Origin of the sequence: Pseudomonas koreensis (assembly GCF_012986595.1) — a bacterium.
GTDB lineage: Bacteria > Pseudomonadota > Gammaproteobacteria > Pseudomonadales > Pseudomonadaceae > Aquipseudomonas > Aquipseudomonas koreensis.
Genome location: NZ_JAAQYM010000006.1, coordinates 214774 through 230817, shown reverse-complemented (window position 1 = coordinate 230817; position 16044 = coordinate 214774). Strand labels below are relative to the sequence as shown.

Genomic DNA, 16044 nt, shown 5'->3' with positions numbered 1-16044 from the left:
CCTTCACTTCAGCCAGGCAGCAGTCGGTAGCCACAACCGGAACCGCGCGCCACCCAACGGCGAACTCTCCACCGTCAACGTCCCGCCCTGCGCCTCCAGCGCCCGGCGGCTGATCGCCAGGCCCAAGCCGAAACCGCCGGTAGCCCGATCACGACTGCGATCAAGCCGATAGAACGGCTCGAAAATCCGCTCACGCTCGTCGTCCGGGATGCCAATGCCATCGTCGTCGACCCAGATCCCGCAGCCATCGGGGCTGACCTGCACGCCAATCTGAATGCGTTTCTCGCAGTAGCGCATGGCATTGCGCAGCAGGTTCTGGATGGCCCGTGCGGTCAGGCGCGGGTCCAGCGAAAAACGCTCAAGCTGACCGTGCAGCAGCACATCGATGACGATGTCAGGTGAGTCCAGTTCTTCATCGACGCTGCCTAGAATGCTGTCGATGAACTCGTCCAGCGACACCTCGACCTGCTCGGGCAATTGCGCCGGATTCTGCAGGCGGCTGTAGGACAGCAACTCCAGCACCAACTCATCCAGTTCGCGAATGTGCGCCACCAGCCCCTGCAGGCGCTCGCGGCTGGCGGGTGGCAGTTCATCGGACAACGCCAGGGCCAGACCGAAATCCAGGCGGGTCAGCGGCGTGCGCAATTCGTGGGACACCGCATTGAGCAAGTCGCGTTGCTGGTTCAGCAGGTTCTCGATGTCGCCGGCCATGGTGTCGAAGACATTGGCCAGACTGCCGATGTTGGAACTGGCCGGGATTTGTGTGCGCTCGCTCAGGTGGCCCTTGCCGAAACGTTCGGCGGCGCCTTTGAGGCGTTCCAGATCGCGCCAGTGCGGGCGGATCCACAGCAGCAGGCAGGCAAGCATGCTCGCGCCGATCAGCACGTTGATGCTCCAGTACAACAGATTGACGTCCAGCGGATCCGGCGGCACCACCATTTGCACCGCGACATCGTCATTCAACGGCGTGACCGCCAACGTGCGCCAACCCCAGTCACCGATGCGCACCACGTTCTCGCCACGCCGCAAACGCGCCTGCTCGGCGGCGGTGAACTCGGCATCGTCGATGCGCGCCAGAACGATGTGCAGCGGCTGGAAGTCCTTGTCCATCGACTGCGCCAGTGCCGGCCATTGATCATGCGGCGCCGCGTGGAACTGGCGGGTGATCAGCGATTGCAGGCCACGGGAATAGTCGAGGTTGTAGGTGATGAAGCGTTCGCGGAACGCCATGATCACCAGATCCGGCACCAGATAGATCGCCGCGCTGTAGGAGACAATCGTCACCAGGTACAGGCGAAACAGGATTCTGAACATCAGCTCAGCATTCCCATTCGGAACGGCTGAACAGATAACCCTTGCCCCACACGGTCTTGATCTTGCGCGCCTCGCCAGCGTGGTCGTCGAACTTGCGACGCAACTTGGAGATCGCCACGTCCACCGAACGGTCGGTGCCGTTGAACTCGATGCCGCGCAGGCGTTGCAGGATCTGATCGCGGCTCAGCACTTCACCGGCATGCCGGGCCAGCACCACCAGCAAATTGTATTCGCCGCTGGACAGCTCAACCGGCTGCTCGCGCCAGGTCACGGTGCGCTCGGACAGGTCGATGCACAGGTTGCCCATGACAATCCGGTCGTTGACGGTCATCGGCTCGCCGAGGCTGCTGCGGCGCAACAAGGTGCGCACGCGAGCCAGCAGAACCCGTGGCTCGCACGGTTTGGTGACGTAATCGTCGGCGCCCATCTCCAGACCCAGCACCTGATCGTGGCTGTCGTCGCGGGCGGTGAGCATCAGGATCGGCAGCGTCGCCGAATCCGCCCGTAGCAAACGGCAGACCTGCAGGCCGTCGAGGCCGGGCAGCATCAGATCGAGGATCACCAGGTCCGGCGGATTGATCCGCGCCCGCTCGCGCACATGGTCGCCACGCCCGATCACGCTGACGGAGTAGCCGTTGCGCTCCAGGTAGCTGGAAATCAGTTCGGCGAGGGCGGTGTCGTCTTCGACCAGGAGGATGTTGGGCATGGGGTGTCCAGATATTGCTGTGGTGGATGTCAGGTCCTCTTCGCGAGCAGGCTCGCTCCCACATTGATTTTGCGTCGATCACAAAACCCATGTGGGAGCGAGCCTGCTCGCGAAAGCGGCCTGACCGTCACAAAAGAATTCAAGGCGTAAAGGATATACGCCCTCACCCGTACCTGAGTAAAACCCTTACACAATTTCACACAGCGGCTACAAAGCTTCACCGCTACCCTCGGCGTCTGGCCGTAGGATGCGGGCTTCAATATTGGGGGTGGTACATGTCGAAAAATCTTCTGGCCGGGCTCGGCCTGATCGCCACGGCGCTGTTGCTGGGCGCCTGTGATTCGTCCTCTAAGGCCGAAGAGGAAGCGCCGCCGGCCACCGTGCGTATCGAAACCATCGAGGCCCGCCCCCTGACGATCAGCAGCGAACTGAGCGGACGCATCGCCGCGCCGCGGATCGCCGAAGTACGTGCCCGGGTGGCCGGCGTGGTGCTGCAACGTACCTACCGTGAAGGCAGCGACGTGAAAAAGGGCGACGTGCTGTTCCGCATCGACCCGGCACCGTTCAAGGCTGACCTCGACAGCGCCGAAGCCGCGCTGCGCAAGGCCGAGGCCAACGCCTTCCAGGCGAAGTTGCAGGAGCAGCGCTACGCGCAGTTGATCGACGACAAGGCCATCAGCGCCCAGGACTACGACAACGCCCGCGCCAATGCCCGGCAAACCGCCGCCGATGTGGCGGCCAATAAAGCCGCCGTGGAACGGGCGAAGCTGAATCTGGGTTACGCCACCGTCACCGCGCCGATTTCCGGGCGCGTCGGACGCGCACTGGTCACTGAAGGTGCGCTGGTCGGGCAGAACGAAACCACGCCACTGGCGCTGATTCAGCAGCTCAATCCGATCCACGCCGACCTCACCCAGTCGACCCGTGAACTGAATGAGCTGCGTCGCGCCTTCCGTTCCGGGCAATTGCAGGAAGTCGGTCGGGATCAGGTCAAGGCCACGCTGATTCAGGATGACGGCAGTCTGTATCCGTTACCGGGCAAATTGCTGTTCAGCGACATCACTGTCGATCCGGGCACCGGACAGATCATTCTGCGCAGCGAGTTCCCCAACCCGGACCTCGACCTGTTGCCGGGCAGCTTCATCCGCGTACGCCTTGAACAAGCCGTCATTCAGCACGGTATCACCGTGCCGCAACGCGCCATCCAGCGTGACAGCGCCGGCGTGGCCCAGGTGCTGACCATCGACGAGCAACTGCGCGTGGCGCAGCAACCGGTGCAACTGGGCGCCGTGCAGAACGACCGCTGGATCGTCACCGGCGGCCTCAAGCCCGGCGACCGCATTGTCATCGAAGGCCTGCAACACGCCCGTCCCGGCGAAAAAGTGCAGATCGACGACACCCCTCTTCCACTTGCCCAGACCTCTGGTCAGTAAGCAGGACGCTTTTATATGCCGCAGTTCTTTATCGATCGCCCGGTGTTCGCCTGGGTTGTCGCCCTGTTCATCCTGTTGGCCGGTGCGCTGGCCATTCCGCAATTGCCGGTGGCGCAGTACCCCGACGTCGCGCCGCCGCAGATCGAAATCTACGCTGTGTACCCCGGCGCCTCGGCGCAAACCGTCGATGAAAGCGTGGTCAGCCTGATCGAGGAAGAGTTGAACGGCGCTGATCACCTGCTGTATTTCGAATCGCAGAGCAGCCTCGGCAGCGCGACGATCAAGGCCACTTTCCAGCCGGGCACCAACCCCGAGCTGGCTCAGGTCGACGTGCAGAACCGGCTCAAAGTGGTCGAGTCGCGCCTGCCGCAAGCCGTCACCCAGCAAGGCTTGCAGGTTGAGAAGGTCTCTGCCGGTTTCCTGTTGCTGATCACCCTGACCTCCAGCGACGGCAAACTCGATGACGTGGCGCTCAGTGACTATCTGGCGCGCAACGTGATGAACGAAATCAAGCGCATCGACGGCGTCGGCAAGGCGCAGTTGTATGGCGCCGAACGAGCGATGCGCATCTGGATCGATCCGCAGAAGCTGATCGGTTTCAACCTGACCCCGGCCGACGTCAACGCTGCCATCGTCGCGCAGAACGCCCAAGTGTCGGCGGGCAGCATTGGCGATTTGCCGAGCCCGTCCGCACAGGAAATCACGGCGACCATTCTGGTGAAAGGTCAGTTGTCGACCCCGGAAGAATTCGCCGACATCGTGCTCAAGGCCAATCGTGACGGATCCACCGTGCGCATCGGTGACGTGGCGCGGGTCGAGATCGGCAGTCAGGAATACCAGTTCGGCACGCGCCTGAACGGCAAACCGTCGACCGCCGTCGGTGTGCAACTGGCGCCGGGGGCCAATGCCCTGGCTACGGCGACGCTGATCCGGGCGAAGATGGACGACCTGTCGCGCTACTTCCCGGCCGGCGTGGAATACAAGATCCCGTACGACACCTCGCCATTCGTCAAGGTCTCGATCACCAAGGTCGTGTACACCCTCGGCGAAGCGATGCTGCTGGTGTTTGCAGTGATGTTCCTGTTCCTGCAGAACATCCGCTACACGCTGATCCCGACCCTGGTGGTGCCCGTGGCCCTGATGGGCACCTTCGCCACCATGCTCGCACTGGGGTTCTCGATCAACGTGCTGACCATGTTCGGCATGGTGCTGGCCATCGGCATTCTGGTGGACGACGCCATTGTCGTGGTGGAGAACGTCGAGCGAATCATGGCCACCGAAGGCCTGTCACCGAAAGAGGCGACGCGCAAGGCGATGAAGCAGATCACCGGGGCGATCATCGGCATCACTCTGGTGCTGGTGGCGGTGTTTATCCCGATGGCGTTCATGCAGGGGTCGGTGGGCGTGATCTACCGGCAGTTCTCGCTGTCGATGGCGACCTCGATCCTGTTCTCGGCGTTCCTTGCCCTGACCCTGACCCCGGCCCTGTGCGCCACGCTGCTCAAGCCGATCGCCAAGGGTGAGCATCACGAAAAAAGCGGTTTCTTCGGCTGGTTCAATCGCCGCTTCGAACACCTGACCGATCGCTATCAGGGCTGGGTCGGCTACGCGTTGAAGCGCAGCGGGCGTTATCTGCTGATTTACGGCGTGCTGCTGATTGGCATGGGTGTGTGCTTTGCGCGACTGCCCTCCTCGTTCCTGCCGGTCGAGGACCAGGGTTACACCATCACCGACATTCAACTGCCACCGGGCGCGAGCAAGAACCGTACGGTGCAAGTGGTCGAGCAGATCGAAGCGCACAACGCCGGCGAACCCGGGGTCGGCGACAGCACGGTGATTCTCGGCTTCAGCTTCTCCGGCAGCGGGCAGAACGCCGCACTGGCGTTTACCACCCTCAAGGACTGGTCCGAGCGCGGCAGCGATGATTCGGCCACCTCGATTGCCGACCGCGCCAACATCGCCCTGAGCCAGATCAAGGACGCGGTAGCGTTCGCCGTTCTACCGCCACCGGTGGACGGCCTCGGCACCTCGAGCGGTTTCGAGTTCCGTCTGCAGGATCGCGGCGGCCTCGGCCACGCCACGCTGATGCAGGCGCGTGCCGAACTGCTGGCGGCAGCGGAAAAAAGCCCGGTGCTGATGAACGTGCGTGAAAGCGCGCTGGCCGAAGCACCGCAAGTGCAGCTGGAAGTCGACCGCAAGCAGGCCAATGCACTGGGCGTGTCGTTCGCCGACATCGGTAACGTACTGTCCACCGCCGTCGGTTCTTCCTACATCAACGACTTCCCCAATCAGGGGCGGATGCAGCGGGTGGTGGTACAGGCCGAAGGTGATCGGCGCAGCCAGGTCGACGACCTGCTGAAAATGCACGTGCGCAACAACGCCGGACACATGGTGCCGTTGTCAGCGTTCGTACAGGCGAAATGGACCCAGGGCCCGGCACAGTTGACCCGTTACAACGGTTATCCGGCCATCGCGATTTCCGGCGAACCGTCGCCGGGGCACAGCACCGGCGAGGCCATGGCGGAGATCGAGCGTCTGGTCGCCCAAGGGCCGAAAGGTCTGGGTCAGGAATGGACCGGTCTGTCGTTGCAGGAGCGGTTGTCCGGCAGTCAGGCACCAATCCTGCTCGGCCTGTCGTTGTTGATCGTGTTCCTGTGTCTGGCGGCGCTGTACGAGAGCTGGTCGATTCCGACCTCGGTGTTGCTGGTGGTGCCGCTGGGTGTACTTGGCGCCGTATTGGCGGTGACCTTGCGCGGCATGCCCAACGACGTGTTCTTCAAGGTCGGGCTGATCACCATCATCGGCCTGTCGGCGAAGAATGCGATCCTGATCATCGAGTTCGCCAAGAGCCTGTACGACGAGGGTCACGACCTGATCGATGCCACGCTGCAAGCGGCACGCCTGCGTCTGCGGCCGATCGTGATGACCTCGCTGGCGTTCATCCTCGGCGTGGTGCCTTTGGCCATCGCCACCGGCGCCAGCTCGGCGAGCCAGCAGGCGATTGGCACCGGGGTAATCGGCGGGATGATCACCGCGACGCTGGCGGTGATCTTTGTGCCGTTGTTCTTTGTGGTGGTGATGAAGCTCGTACAGCGCTTCACCAAACCTCACTAAACCCTGTGGGAGCTGGATCACCAGCTCCCACATTGTTCCTCGGACAGCCAACTCAGTGGTCATGCCGGCCATCGCTGGGCTAAGGTGTGAAAACACCCTGGCCCATCGAGTTCCCATGCGCTTCCTCGCCCGCACCCACCCTCGCCTGTCCGCTGCCGCCCTCGTCGGCCTGGCCACCGGTCTTCTGGTCCCTGCCGACTCCGTCATCAGCAAAATCCTCATCGGCTGGAATGCCGGCGTATGGACCTACCTGATCCTGATGTTCTGGCTGACCGTTCGAGCCAAGGCCCCGGACGTCAAACGCATTGCCGTCGTCGAGGATGAGAACGCCGGACTGGTGTTGTTCGTGGTGTGTATCGCCGCGTTGGCCAGCCTCGCCACCATCACCCTGGAACTGGCCGGGACCAAGGATCTGGAGACCCACCGCAAACTCCTGCACTACGCGTTCACCGCGCTGACAGTCGTGGGTTCATGGCTGCTGATCGGCGTCATTTTCTGCGTGCACTACGCCCGCCTGTTCTACACCTGGGACGGCAAGGAACCCGCCTTACGCTTTGCCGAAGGCCTGACCACGCCCAATTACTGGGACTTCCTGTACTTCTCGTTCACCATCGGCGTGGCGGTGCAGACCGCCGATGTTGGCGTAGCCACCCGCGAGATTCGCAAGATCGTGTTGGCGCAATCGTTGATCGGCTTCGTATTCAACACCGCGATTCTGGGCTTTTCGATCAATATTGCGGCCGGCCTGTTTGGCTGACGATTGCGCGAAAATTTCAATGACGCTGAGCGCCGCCCGTCGGCGCCAGGTTGAAGCAATACGCGCATTCACTTGACGGGGTGTCAGCTTCTGGTGTTTCCTGAAACCGGTTTCAGCGCCATCGCGGCGCCTGGAACGGACAAATCCAATAATAAGGTTTCAGACCGTGAATGACTTTTCCGCCGCCCAGCGCAGCCGCGTGACCATGCTCGATGTCGCCGAGCGCGCTGGCGTGTCCAAGGCCAGCGTCTCGCGTTTTATCGGCGATGACCGTGCCCTGCTCTCCGATGCCATTGCCTTGCGCATCGAACAGGCGATCGCCGAACTCGGTTACCGCCCGAACCAGATGGCCCGTGGTCTGAAACGCGGGCGTACCCGCCTGATCGGCATGCTGGTGGCCGATATCCGCAACCCATATTCAATTGCCGTGATGCACGGGGTAGAAACCGCCTGCCGTGCGCACGGCTACAGCCTGGTGGTGTGCAACACCGACCGCGATGACGAGCAGGAGCGCCAGCACCTGGCGCTGTTGCGCTCGTACAACATCGAGGGGCTCATCGTGAACACTCTGGGCCATCACCGTGACGAGTTACACCAATTGCACCGGGAAATGCCGCTGGTGCTGGTGGACCGCAAAGTCGATGGCCTCGACAGCGACATGGTCGGACTGAACAACCCGCAGGCTGTCGAGATGGCACTGACGCACCTTGAGCAGCGCGGCTACCGCGATGTGTTGCTGGTGACCGAACCGTATGACGGCACCAGCTCGCGGATCGAGCGGGTCAGCAGTTTTCAGGCGCAGATTGTCCAGCACTCCGGGTTGACCGGAGCGGTACTGGAAACCGGCGCTGAACTCGCGATGCAACTTCAACGCTTTTTAAAGCAACCGGCGAACGGCCCAAAAGCCCTGTTCTGCGCCAATGGCGTGGCGGCGCTGGCCTGCACCCTGGCCTTGCGCGAAATCGGCTGCCGGTTGTTTGAGGATGTCGGGTTGATTGCGCTGGATGATCTGGACTGGTACCCGTTGGTGGGCAGCGGGATTACTGCCCTCGCCCAGCCGACGGCCGAGATTGGCGCGCGGGCGTTTGAGTGTCTGCTCAAGCGCTTGCGCGGGGATGTCGAGGTCGTGCGCAGGCTGGATTTTGCGCCGGTGCTGGTTGAGCGCGGTTCTACCCAGGGATCTTTGCGGTGACTGTTTTGGCGCGATCGCGAGCAGGCTCACTCCTACAGGAGGAGCGCATTCCAAATGTAGGAGTGAGCCTGCTCGCGATGGCGCCGGAACGCCCGACAAAGATCCATCAGATTTTTTTTGAACAAAAATGAAACCGGTTTCAGAGGTAGAGAACAATGAATAAACCTGCCGTTTCCATCAGCCTGTCCAGCTACGGCGCCGAGCTTGTGCGCCAACGCGGGCAGGACTTCTTCATCGACGTGTTGGCCGCCGCCGGCGCCGATCGGATCGAGTGGCGCGAAGAATTGCTGACTCGCGAAGTACCCGCGCAACTGCAGGCCGCCACCCAGGCGCAGGGCCTGCAAAGCATCTATTCCTCGCCGAGCGAACTGTGGCTCGCCGGTCAGGCGCGGCCTAACCCCGAACTGATCACCGCCCTGCAACACGCTGAGGCGTTCGGCTCGAAATGGTTGAAAGTCTCCCTCGGCTATTTCACCGACAACTGTGATTTGCAGGTGCTGAAACAACTGCTCGGCAACAGTCCGGTGCAGCTGCTGGTGGAAAATGACCAGACCCTGCATGGCGGGCGCATCGAGCCGTTCCAGCGCTTTTTCGCCGCCGTCGAGCAGCACAACCTGCCGGTCAAAATGACCTTCGACATCGGCAACTGGCAGTGGCAGGACCAGTCCGCCACCAACGCCGCCCGCCTGCTCGGACGGCACGTCGGTTATGTGCACTGCAAAGCCGTAGCCCGCCGTGCCGACGGCAAACTGGTCGCCGTGCCGCCGGCCGTCAGCGACCTGCATTTGTGGGAACAACTGCTGCGGCACATGGCCCAAGGCGTTATGCGCGCCGCCGAATACCCGTTGCAGGGCGATGACCTGGTGGCGCTGACCACCGAGCACGTCGCCGCCCTCGCCCGCCTTGGCCAATCGCGTCTGGAGCCTGCCCATGTCTGACATCGATATTCTGTCTTTCGGCGAAACCATGGCGATGCTGGTCGCCGAGCAGACCGGTGATCTGGCCGAAGTCGCCCACTTCCACCGGCGCATTGCCGGCGCCGACAGTAACGTGGCGATCGGCCTGGCGCGGCTGGGCTTCAATGTGGCGTGGCTGAGCCGGGTCGGCAACGATTCCCTCGGCCGTTTTGTGGTCGAGAGCCTGATCAAGGAAGGTCTGGATTGCAGCCACGTCGATGTCGATTACCAGCACCCGACCGGTTTCCAGTTCAAATCCCGCAACGACGACGGCAGCGACCCGCAGGTCGAGTATTACCGCCGGGGGTCGGCGGCCAGTCATCTGTCGCCACAATCGATCAGCGCCAGCCTGCTCGGCGCCCGTCACCTGCACGCCACCGGGATTCCACCGGCGCTGTCGGCCACCGCGCGAGAACTGTCGTTCGAGCTGATGACGCGCATGCGCAATGCCGGGCGCAGCGTGTCGTTCGACCCGAACCTGCGCCCGAGCCTGTGGGCCAGCGAGTCAGAGATGATCCGCGAAATCAACCGCCTCGCCGCCCTCGCCCATTGGGTGCTGCCGGGGTTGAGCGAAGGTCGTCTGCTCACCGGGTTTGAAGATCCGGCGGACATCGCGGCGTTTTATCTCGATCAGGGTGCCGAAGCCGTGGCGATCAAGCTCGGGCCGCAAGGGGCCTATTACCGCACGCATCTGGACCAGGGTTTTGTCGCCGGGGTGCCGGTGGCCAACGTGGTCGACACCGTGGGTGCGGGTGACGGGTTTGCCGTCGGCATGATCAGCGCCCTGCTCGAGCATCAGAGTTTCGCCGAGGCGGTGCAACGCGCGAACTGGATTGGCAGTCGGGCGGTGCAGAGTCGCGGGGATATGGAGGGTTTGCCGACCCGATCAGAACTCATCGCCGAATTCGAGGCCGCCTTCGCGAGCAGGCTCGCTCCCACATTTGAAATGCATTCCCCTGTGGGAGCGAGCCTGCTCGCGAAGCGGCCCGCCTGATCACCGCAAAATTTGAACCTGCTGCGACAAAAACAACAAGCTCAGGAGCAACACCATGAAAACCGCAACCCTTGCCACCCGCCGCTGGTGGTACATCATGCCCATCGTGTTCATCACCTACAGCCTGGCGTATCTGGATCGCGCCAACTACGGCTTCGCCGCCGCGTCCGGCATGGCCGCCGACCTGATGATCACCCCGGGCCTGTCTTCGTTGCTCGGGGCGCTGTTCTTCCTCGGCTACTTTTTCTTCCAGGTGCCCGGGGCGATTTACGCGCAGAAGCACAGCGTCAAGAAGCTGATCTTCTTCAGCCTGATCCTCTGGGGCGGTCTTGCCACCCTGACGGGCGTGGTTTCCAACGCCTACTGGCTGATCGTGATTCGCTTCATGCTCGGCGTGGTCGAAGCTGCAGTAATGCCGGCGATGCTGGTGTACCTGTGTCACTGGTTCACCCGCGCCGAACGCTCGCGGGCCAACACCTTTCTGATCCTCGGCAACCCGGTCACCATGCTGTGGATGTCGGTGGTGTCGGGCTATCTGGTGCAGCACTTCAGCTGGCGCTGGATGTTCATCATCGAAGGCTTGCCGGCGGTGCTCTGGGCGTTTATCTGGTGGAAACTGGCCGATGATCGTCCGGCCCAGGCCAAGTGGTTGAGCGAGCAGGAAAAGCACGACCTGGAAAGCGCCCTCGCTGCCGAACAGGTCGGGATCAAAGCGGTGAAGAACTACGCCGAGGCGTTCCGTTCGCCGAAGGTGATCATTCTGGCCCTGCAGTTTTTCTGCTGGAGCATCGGCGTCTACGGCTTCGTTTTGTGGCTGCCGTCGATCCTCAAGGCCGGCGCACAAATGGACATGATCGAAGCCGGCTGGCTGTCGGCGCTGCCGTACCTGGCGGCGGTGATCGGCATGCTCGCGGTGTCGTGGGGCTCGGACAAACTGCAAAAGCGCAAACGCTTCGTCTGGCCGCCGCTGCTGATCGCCTCTATCGCCTTCTACGGCTCCTACGCCTTGGGCGCTGAACATTTCTGGTGGTCGTACACGCTGCTGGTGATCGCCGGCGCCTGCATGTACGCGCCTTACGGACCGTTCTTCGCCATCGTTCCGGAGATTCTGCCGGCCAACGTCGCCGGGGGCGCCATGGCGCTGATCAACAGCATGGGCGCGCTCGGTTCGTTTGGCGGCTCGTACCTGGTCGGTTACCTGAACAGCTCCACCGGTTCGCCCGGTGCTTCTTACCTGCTAATGAGCGGCGCGCTGATGCTGTCGGTGGTGCTGACGATTTTTCTCAAGCCCGGCGCCAGTGATCGCGTCGTGGCCAAAGCCGCTGCCACGCGTCCCGTGCCCGCGCATTCCTGAAGAGAACCTGCCCATGAAAAAACATGTCGTGCTGTACAAGAAACTCTCGCCGGCGCTGATGACGCGCCTGCAGCAACAGTGTGAAGTGACGCTGATCGAAAGCCTCGACGCCGATGGCCTGATGAAGCTGCGCGATGCCCTGCCCGGCGCCCACGGTCTGCTCGGCGCCAGCCTGAAACTCGACGCCGCGCTGCTCGACCTCGCGCCACAACTGCAGGCGATTGCCAGCGTTTCGGTGGGCGTCGACAACTACGACATCGACTACCTGACCCGGCGCAAGGTCCTGCTCAGCAACACCCCGGACGTGCTCACCGAAACCACCGCCGACACCGGTTTCGCGCTGATCCTCGCCACCGCGCGGCGCGTAGTCGAGCTGGCGAATATGGTGCGCAGCGGCCAGTGGCATCGCAACATCGGCCCGGCGCATTTCGGCACCGATGTGCACGGCAAGACCCTGGGCATCATCGGCATGGGTCGCATCGGCGAGGCGTTGGCCCAGCGTGGGCATTTCGGTTTTGGCATGCCGGTGCTCTATCACAGCCAGTCGCGAAAACCGGCGGTCGAAGAGCGCTTCGACGCGCAGTACCGCAGCCTCGAAGATTTGTTGAAGCAAGCGGATTTCATCTGCCTGACCTTGCCGCTGACCGCGCAGACCGAAGGCTTGATCGGCGCTGAACAGTTTGCACTGATGCGCCCCGAGAGCATCTTCATCAATATCTCGCGGGGCAAAGTCGTCGATGAAGCAGCGCTGATCGATGCTCTGCGCCACCAGCGGATCCGTGCGGCGGGGCTGGATGTGTTCGAGCGTGAGCCGTTGAATCATGATTCGCCGTTGTTGCAGCTGAACAATGTGGTGGCGACCCCGCACATGGGTTCGGCGACGCATGAGACGCGCGAGGCGATGGCAAGGTGTGCGGTGGAGAATCTGTTGCAGGCCTTGAGTGGTGAGAAGCCGTTGAATCTAGTGAATCCAGCTGCCTGGCAGGGTTGAGATTTCCTGCGTCTGTTGAATCGTAATCGCGAGCGGGCTCACTCCTACAGGGGAATGCTTTCCAAATGTAGGAGTGAGCCCGCTCGCGATGAGGCCGGTTCAGGCCACACACATTTCTCAGGCACTGCGCGCCTGTAAAAGCTGCACCGCACACAACGCAATCCGCGCACAGGCATCCGCCAGTTTCACCCGGTCCAGCACCAGCCCGATACGGATATGCCCCGCCGCACTCGGCCCGAACGCCTCCCCGGCCAGCACCGACACCCCGTAGCCTTCCAGCAACCGCTCGGCAAACGCCTGCGCGCCATAGCCGGTCTGGCGCACATCGACCATCACGAACATCCCGCCATCGGGCCGGATCGGCTGCAACCCCGGACAACCACGCAACCGCTCCCACACCAGGTCCCGGCGCAAACGGTATTCCTCGCGCATCTGCGTCACTTCCGGCAGATCGCTTTCCAGCGCCACTTGCGCGGCTTTCTGGACGAAATCCGGCAGGCCGAAGAGCATGCTCAACGACAGGTTCACCAAGTGCTCGGCCAGCGCCTTGGGGCCGATCGACCAACCGATTCGCCAACCGGTCATGGCATGGGATTTCGACAGGCTGTTGATGGTCGCCGTGCGTTCGGCCATGCCCGGCAGACTCGCCGGGCTGACGTGCTCGCCCTCGTACAACAGATCGCTGTAGACCTCGTCGCTGATCAGCCATAAATCGTGACGCACGCAGAGCGCCGCCAGCTCTTGCCAGATCAGCAGGGAAAGGCTCGCGCCGGAAGGATTGTTGGGGCTGTTGAGCAACAGCGCGCGGGTTTTCGGGGTGATGCGCGCGGCAACATCGGCTGGATCCACTCGAAAGCCGTTCTGCGGTTTCACTGGCACCGGTACCACCGTCGCGCCGCACGCACCGAACACGCCTTCATAGGTCACGTACATCGGCTCGGCGACGATCACTTCATCACCCGGGTCCAGCAGGCATTGGGCCACCGAATACACCGCGCATTGCGCGCCGGGCAGCACGATCACGTGCTCGGCATCCACCACCTGACCGCTGCGCCGCTGGTGGCGGGCGGCGATCAGCTTGCGCAGCGCCAAACGCCCACGCACCTCGGAATAATGCGTATCGCCGGCCAGCAGGCTGTCGATGGCGCCGTGGATGATCGGCAGCGGCGTGTCGAAATCCGGATCACCCACGCTCAGCAGCAGGATATCGACACCCTCGGCGCGTAACTCCAGCGCTCGGTCATGAATCTGCCAGGCCGCTGCTCCCTCCCCGGCGATTCGTTGGGTCAAGGCTGAATAGCGCATGCACGTCTCCTGATTGCGCGGGCTCCAGCCTTCACCCTATCTCAAATCACGAAACGCGCCACCATGGCGTTCAAATCCACCGCCAGGCGCGACAGCTCGTGGGTGGCGGCGCTGGTCTGGTTGGCCCCGGCGGCCGATTGCGTGGCCAGGTCGCGAATGTTGACCAGGTTGCGATCGACTTCGCGGGACACCTGCGCCTGTTCTTCCGAGGCGCTGGCGATCACCAGGTTGCGTTCGTTGATCTGATGGATCGACTGGGTGATCTGCTCCAGCGCCACGCCGGCGGCACGGGCCATTTCCAGGGTGGTCTGGGTGCGCTGGTTGCTTTGCTGCATCGACGAAACCGCTTCACCGGTGCCGTTCTGAATGCCGGCGACCATTTTTTCGATTTCCTGGGTCGATTGCGCGGTGCGATGGGCCAAGGCGCGCACCTCGTCCGCCACCACGGCAAACCCGCGCCCGGCTTCACCGGCACGTGCCGCTTCAATGGCGGCGTTGAGGGCCAGCAGGTTGGTCTGTTCGGCAATGGCACGAATCACGTCGAGCACCTTGCCGATGTCGCGGCCCTGCGCGGCGAGGCCTTCGATCATCTGTGCGGTGTTCTGCACGTCGTGGGTCATGGTCTGGATCGCGTCGACGGTTTTCACCACTTGATCACGACCTTCGCGGGCAGCCTGGGTTGACTGGTTCGACGCTTCGGAGGTGGACACGGCGTTACGTGCCACTTCTTCCACGGCGGCGGTCATTTCGTTGACCGCCGTGGCGGCCTGTTCGATTTCGTCGTTCTGCTGTTGCAGACCACGGGAGGCTTCTTCGGTGACCGCGCTGAGTTCTTCGGCGGCGGCGCCCAACTGGGTGGCGGAGCCGGCGATCTGTTCGATGGTTTTGCGCAGGTTGGTCTGCATGGTGGCCAGCGCCTGCAGCAGTTGCGTGGCTTCGTCCTTGCCGTCGACTTCGATGGACTGGGTCAAGTTGCCACCGGCGATGGTTTGCGCGGCCACTACGGCACGGTTCAGCGGGGTGACGATGCTGCGGGTCAGCAGCAGCGCCAGCAGCACGGTGGCGAGCGCCGCGACCACGGCAACAATCACGATACCGGTAATGGCGCTGTCGTAATGCTCACCGGCCTGATTGGAGGCGACTTTCGCGCCCGCCGCGTTGATCGCGATCAGCTTGTTGAGCTGCTCGCCCATCTGATCAGTGCCGTCCTTGATGCGCGTGTTGATCAGCGTGCGCATGTCCTCGACCTTGTCCTGACGCGAGAACTCCATCATCTGGTTTTGCGCTTGCAGGTAGTTGTCGAGCGTCGCCGCGAACGTCTGATACAACGCGCGCTCATCCGCTTCTGCAGGCAGCGCTGCATAGCTCGCCTGGGCGCTGCGCACCTTGTCCACCAGCACGCCGATACGCGTTTGCGCTTCTTGCAGACCGGCAGGGTCACGGTTGACCAGAATCCGGAACGACAGAATCCGCAGGCGCAGAACGTTTTCCGTCACCACGCCAAGGTACGTCACGCTGGGCAGTTGGTTGGTCTCCATGTCGACGGAGGCCTGACGAATGGTCGACATGCGGTTGACGGCAAACACGCCGAGAACGATCACCAGCAAGGCGATAAAGGCAAAACCGAGGAAAGCACGGGGCGCGATATTCAGGTTACGCAAGGACATGGTTGGACTCTCGGATAGAGGTAGCTGCGAGCGTCCTTGCCGTCATCACTGGCCCTTGGGGCGGGGCCAGTCCGGCGTCACTGTTCGAGGGAATCTGTGTGCGCCTGATCTCTGTATCGACCGGGCTTTAGGAAGGTTTTGTGTAAAGCAGAAATATTTTTCAAGGTGTTTCAATATTGAAACACCCTTGCAGCTTTTCCCGCTTTTGTGGCGAGGGAGCTTGCTCCCGCTCGACTGCGCAGCCGTCGTAAACCCGCCTGA

General features: G+C 62.6%; 12 protein-coding genes. 8 read left to right on the top strand and 4 right to left on the bottom strand.

The genetic code is table 11. The features are described 5' to 3' along the window. Positions 1–3 precede the first annotated feature (3 nt). Positions 4–1314 (bottom strand): ATP-binding protein, encoded by a 1311-nt coding sequence (locus HBN98_RS19785; RefSeq protein ID WP_083369172.1) that lies wholly within the window; start codon positions 1312–1314, stop codon positions 4–6. Positions 1315–1318: 4 nt separating this feature from the next. Next, positions 1319–2020, bottom strand: a complete 702-nt coding sequence (locus HBN98_RS19780; protein ID WP_003224662.1) for a response regulator — start codon at positions 2018–2020, stop codon at positions 1319–1321. Positions 2021–2295: 275 nt separating this feature from the next. Here HBN98_RS19780 and HBN98_RS19775 point away from each other — a divergent pair, with 275 nt between their 5' ends. The 8 genes from HBN98_RS19775 to HBN98_RS19740 all read left to right on the top strand — a co-directional run bounded on the left by HBN98_RS19775 (position 2296) and on the right by HBN98_RS19740 (position 12811). Further along, the gene (locus HBN98_RS19775; protein ID WP_083369173.1) at positions 2296–3453 is read left to right on the top strand and encodes an efflux RND transporter periplasmic adaptor subunit; all 1158 of its coding nucleotides are present in this window, start codon (positions 2296–2298) and stop codon (positions 3451–3453) included. A 15-nt stretch (positions 3454–3468) separates the two neighbouring features. Beyond that, entirely contained in the window at positions 3469–6567 is a 3099-nt protein-coding gene (locus HBN98_RS19770; RefSeq protein ID WP_083369174.1) for an efflux RND transporter permease subunit, read from the top strand. Positions 6568–6682: 115 nt separating this feature from the next. After that, positions 6683–7324, top strand: a complete 642-nt coding sequence (locus HBN98_RS19765; protein WP_064587455.1) for a DUF1345 domain-containing protein — start codon at positions 6683–6685, stop codon at positions 7322–7324. 166 nt (positions 7325–7490) lie between these two features. Then, positions 7491–8516 carry a LacI family DNA-binding transcriptional regulator gene (locus tag HBN98_RS19760; protein WP_083369175.1) on the top strand — a complete coding sequence of 342 codons (1026 nt, stop codon included), beginning with the start codon at positions 7491–7493 and terminating at the stop codon, positions 8514–8516. Between the two features lie 155 nt (positions 8517–8671). Then, on the top strand, positions 8672–9454 hold the full coding sequence (locus tag HBN98_RS19755; RefSeq protein WP_083369176.1) for a TIM barrel protein: 783 nt from the start codon (positions 8672–8674) through the stop codon (positions 9452–9454). Then, complete coding sequence (locus tag HBN98_RS19750) at positions 9447–10466, top strand: sugar kinase (protein WP_083369177.1); 1020 nt, start codon at positions 9447–9449, stop codon at positions 10464–10466. The genes HBN98_RS19755 and HBN98_RS19750 overlap by 8 nt, the downstream gene beginning before the upstream one ends. Before the next feature lie 55 nt (positions 10467–10521). After that, positions 10522–11820, top strand: a complete 1299-nt coding sequence (locus tag HBN98_RS19745; protein ID WP_083369178.1) for an MFS transporter — start codon at positions 10522–10524, stop codon at positions 11818–11820. A gap of 13 nt (positions 11821–11833) precedes the next feature. Continuing rightward, positions 11834–12811, top strand: coding sequence for a 2-hydroxyacid dehydrogenase (locus HBN98_RS19740; protein WP_083369179.1), 978 nt, complete (start codon positions 11834–11836; stop codon positions 12809–12811). A 117-nt stretch (positions 12812–12928) separates the two neighbouring features. On the opposite strand, the gene HBN98_RS19735 is transcribed toward HBN98_RS19740, so the two are convergent. Both HBN98_RS19735 and HBN98_RS19730 read right to left on the bottom strand, forming a co-directional pair. Beyond that, positions 12929–14116, bottom strand: a complete 1188-nt coding sequence (locus HBN98_RS19735) for a pyridoxal phosphate-dependent aminotransferase (protein ID WP_083369180.1) — start codon at positions 14114–14116, stop codon at positions 12929–12931. Between the two features lie 41 nt (positions 14117–14157). Next, on the bottom strand, positions 14158–15783 hold the full coding sequence (locus tag HBN98_RS19730; RefSeq protein ID WP_083369181.1) for a methyl-accepting chemotaxis protein: 1626 nt from the start codon (positions 15781–15783) through the stop codon (positions 14158–14160). Between the last annotated feature and the right edge of the window lie 261 nt (positions 15784–16044).